At 50.8% G+C, this 3,559-nt stretch carries 3 protein-coding genes; 1 reads left to right on the top strand and 2 read right to left on the bottom strand.

Annotated features, from left to right (window positions below; translation table 11 throughout):
- Window positions 1–108 precede the first annotated feature (108 nt).
- Complete coding sequence (locus IGR76_17965) at window positions 109–255, bottom strand: hypothetical protein (GenBank protein ID MBF2080343.1); 147 nt, start codon at window positions 253–255, stop codon at window positions 109–111.
- A gap of 8 nt (window positions 256–263) precedes the next feature.
- Window positions 264–2,405, bottom strand: a complete 2,142-nt coding sequence (locus IGR76_17960) for an alpha/beta hydrolase (protein MBF2080342.1) — start codon at window positions 2,403–2,405, stop codon at window positions 264–266.
- A gap of 363 nt (window positions 2,406–2,768) precedes the next feature.
- On the opposite strand from IGR76_17960, the gene IGR76_17955 reads away from it, so the two are divergent.
- Window positions 2,769–3,434, top strand: coding sequence for a class I SAM-dependent methyltransferase (locus IGR76_17955; protein ID MBF2080341.1), 666 nt, complete (start codon window positions 2,769–2,771; stop codon window positions 3,432–3,434).
- Window positions 3,435–3,559 lie beyond the last annotated feature (125 nt).

Raw genomic sequence — 3,559 nt, 5'->3', positions numbered from 1 at the left:
ACTGAAATTTACCATGCCTCTCCTGCCCGCAACCCCTCTTTCATGCAACAACGCCCTTTGCGAGTACGGTAGGCCAGCATGGAGATGAAGGAATGATTGCCAAGTACGTCAAGAATCAAGGCAATGAGTATCTCCAGTTGCACCGAGATGAGCAACTTGCTCTTTTTTGATTCTGATACCCCGTCCGCTTGCGGCGGGGTAGTTCATTCCAGCGTTATACTCTGACCAGTTGCGGATGCGGTATTGAGGTTTCATGGCAGGTTTTATGTGTGGTAACTGAAATTTACCATGCCTCTCCCGCCCGTAACCCCTCTTTCATGCAACAACGCCGTTGCGGCGACAAAGATCGGCTGAGAAAACGATACTCCGTCCACTGGACGAATCGTATTCGGGCCACATTCCAAATGCACATCACCATCCCGCACCAGATCAAACCGATTCTCTAACGTCGAGGGAAGTTCTACGATCTCGATCGCCACATCGCTGCTTAACTGCTGTTCGAGGTGCGATCGCAGTCCATTTACAAAATCTACGCAATAACCATCCCATTGATCGTTGGTGTTGAGGAAGCCAAAGGGGGGAGCATTGCGCCGCAATGCGACCCGCAAAATATCACGCTCCGCAATATCCGCCAACACCGATGGAGGCTTTTCTTCCGCAATAGCTGAAGGAGAGGCTTGCTCAATGGGAATAAAGGGGCGATCGCCGTAGGCTGTTTCAATCTCGTCCGCCGTGAGAGATTGGATAATGTCTAGCGCCATTGGCGTATCTGCGCTCAGGTAATGACCGTAAGCTGCTGTTAAATAGGGGTCGTAGCTGGCATCGCCTCGAAGGTAACGATTCCAAAAGGCCACGGTTAGGGCACGGGCATAGGCTTGACCAAACTCGGCATTTTCACCCCGCAGGAAGGCTGGAAAGACGCTAGCACCCGCGGCTCCTTCCGGTTTAGTAGAAAAGTGGGTGCCACGGGTGAGTAAGGCTAGATATTTCGTGGGGCTGCCTAACCACATAAAGGGATAGAACTGTTCCGTCTCCACGGGCGCGACCAGATCGTTGCTGCCCGCCACCATGAGGAAGGGAATCTCAATATTGGCAAGTTCTTCTGGCCCAAAGAGTCCGTATCCCAGCCCGTGGGTGATGATTGCTGCACGAATACGATCGTCTTTGAGGTCGTACTGAGTGTTGGGCAGGAACTCGGCTCGGCACTGGATATACATTGCAAAGTTGAGCAATCGATTAGGATTCTGGCACTGCTCTGCAAGCCGATTAAAGTTGAATTCGGCTCCTGCCAGGGAGTAAACGGTCGTTGCACCAAAGGAATCGCCCATTACGCCAATTTCATTCAGATCGAGAACCGATGCCCAGTCTGAATTGGTTGCAACGAGACGTTCAAGCTCGTCGATTAAGAAAGAGATCTCTTGGGGACGGGCTAAAAATTCGCTGGGATTGAGCAGCGTACTAAGTCCACCGCGCAAATAGTTCTGTCGATAGGTCAGATCGCTACCCACGTGATCGGGAATCATGACCACAAAGCCATGAGAAGCCAGGTGTTCCGCTAACAATAAAAAGTTTTCTTTGCGGGAACCAAATCCGTGGGAAATCATCACGATCGGTGCAGGCTGACTCAATCCTTGCGGCACATAGACATCGACGTCGTAGTCGTAATTCACCGTCAATCCCTGAGCCGACTGCCGGAGAACTGGGTTCGTAACGGTAATCGTTTTCTGTTCAAACTCAACGGTTCCCGGTTGGCTAAGGTTGGGAAGTTCAGCAGGCTGGATGGTGGTTTGGGCGATCGCCTCTTGGTTAGCAACGGTTTGAATGGCATCTATCATGGCTTGGTCGTAGTTTAGATAGGCTCTAAACCATTTCCAATAGCTCAAGATGTCCCCAACCTTGATTTCGATTGTCTCCGTCGGAAACTCGTTGAGCACATCAATGAGCGTCCATCCCGCTTCGTTCGTATTTTTGGCGGCAGCGTTAATCACAGCGGCACGAATGCCGTAGAATCCGTTGATATTCGGAGCGGTTCGAATATATTCCCCCGCCTGAGCAATCACATCTCGTCCGAGGGGTGAATAGGTAAGACGGCTAGCGGTTACGACATCAATATTAAATCGTCGTTGCAGCTCTCTCTGAGCAGCATCAAAAGCTCCATCATTGAAAAATCGGCTATAGGCACGCAGTTCTGGCGGGATTTCCCCGGTTTCGGCTAGGTTCTCTAGGGACTCAACTGAAACCGAAACAGCTAGAGGCCCACGCAGGATAATCCGAATTTCTTCAGCACCCTGGGCCGGGGTCGTTTTGAGTACCTCTACCAGGCCGCCGCAAGCTACTGTGATGCCAATGGCGATCGCCCGCTGTACAACCTGCGTCATTCCCATCGCTAATCGTTTGTTTCCCATACCACACTCATATTCAACAACCCAATGGAGCGAACCTGCTACACCTGTACTGAATGTAAGGTATGGAGAACACAATCACTTAAAAGTTTTCCTTAAAAACCGAGAAAGCCATTTATGATGTTTCTTTCGATTCTGGTGATTGAATTTGGTCTTTTGCTGGGATTGGCCGTGCTAGGACGCGATCGCCGAGGGTTACATGATCTCTTACCCGCAAAGGAGAATGCTGTTGGTCTGATCCAGGACTAGGACAGATCCTCGTCTCTCAGAAAAACGCTGTTTAGCAACCAACCCGGAGAAATTCATGCGTGTAGTGACGTATCGTAGAAAAACAGGTGCTATTTCTTGTTCGGGAATCGGGAATCTATGTCTAACAAAACGCTGACCGTGGATGATCGCCTTTATGATTACCTTCTGTCTGTTTCCGTGCGCGAACCGGAGGTTTTGCGTCAACTTCGGGAGGAAACGACCCACCATCCTATGCGTCAGATGCAGATTGCACCGGAGCAGGGGCAATTCATGGCAATGCTGGTCAAGCTGATCGGTGCCAAGAAGACTTTGGAAATTGGCGTTTTTACAGGCTATAGTTCCTTAGTGGTTGCCCTAGCCCTGCCACCCGATGGACAGATAATAGCCTGTGATGTTAGCGAAGACTATACGGCGATTGCCCGTCGCTATTGGGAACGGGCGGGTGTGGCTCACAAAATTGATCTCCGGATCGCGCCTGCCGTTAAAACACTAGATCAGCTCATCGCGGAGGGACAGTCCAACCAGTTCGATTTTGCTTTCATTGATGCGGATAAGTCCGGCTATGACGATTACTACGAGCGATCGCTCCAGTTGGTACGTCCTGGGGGATTAATCGCGATTGACAATGTGCTGTGGTCGGGGCGGGTCGCGGATCCCCAGGAAATGGACAACCGAACGAACAATATTCGCGCCCTGAATGCCAAACTTTACGCTGATGAGCGGATTGACCTTAGCCTTGTGCCCATTGCCGATGGCTTGACACTGGCGCGAAAACGAGCTTAGGGCGATCGCACTTTCGAGGATTTGCCTTTCGTTTGGGAGAATAGGAGCAACCGTTAGTTCGTATCGTACTAATTCTGAGTTTTGTTCGCGCAGCGTCTCCGCAGGAGAAATGCTCAGTTTTGAGT

Source organism: Synechococcales cyanobacterium T60_A2020_003 (genome assembly GCA_015272205.1).
Classification (GTDB): domain Bacteria; phylum Cyanobacteriota; class Cyanobacteriia; order RECH01; family RECH01; genus JACYMB01.
Note: the sequence above shows the minus strand (reverse complement) of the source record. Positions and strands in the feature narration are given on the sequence as shown.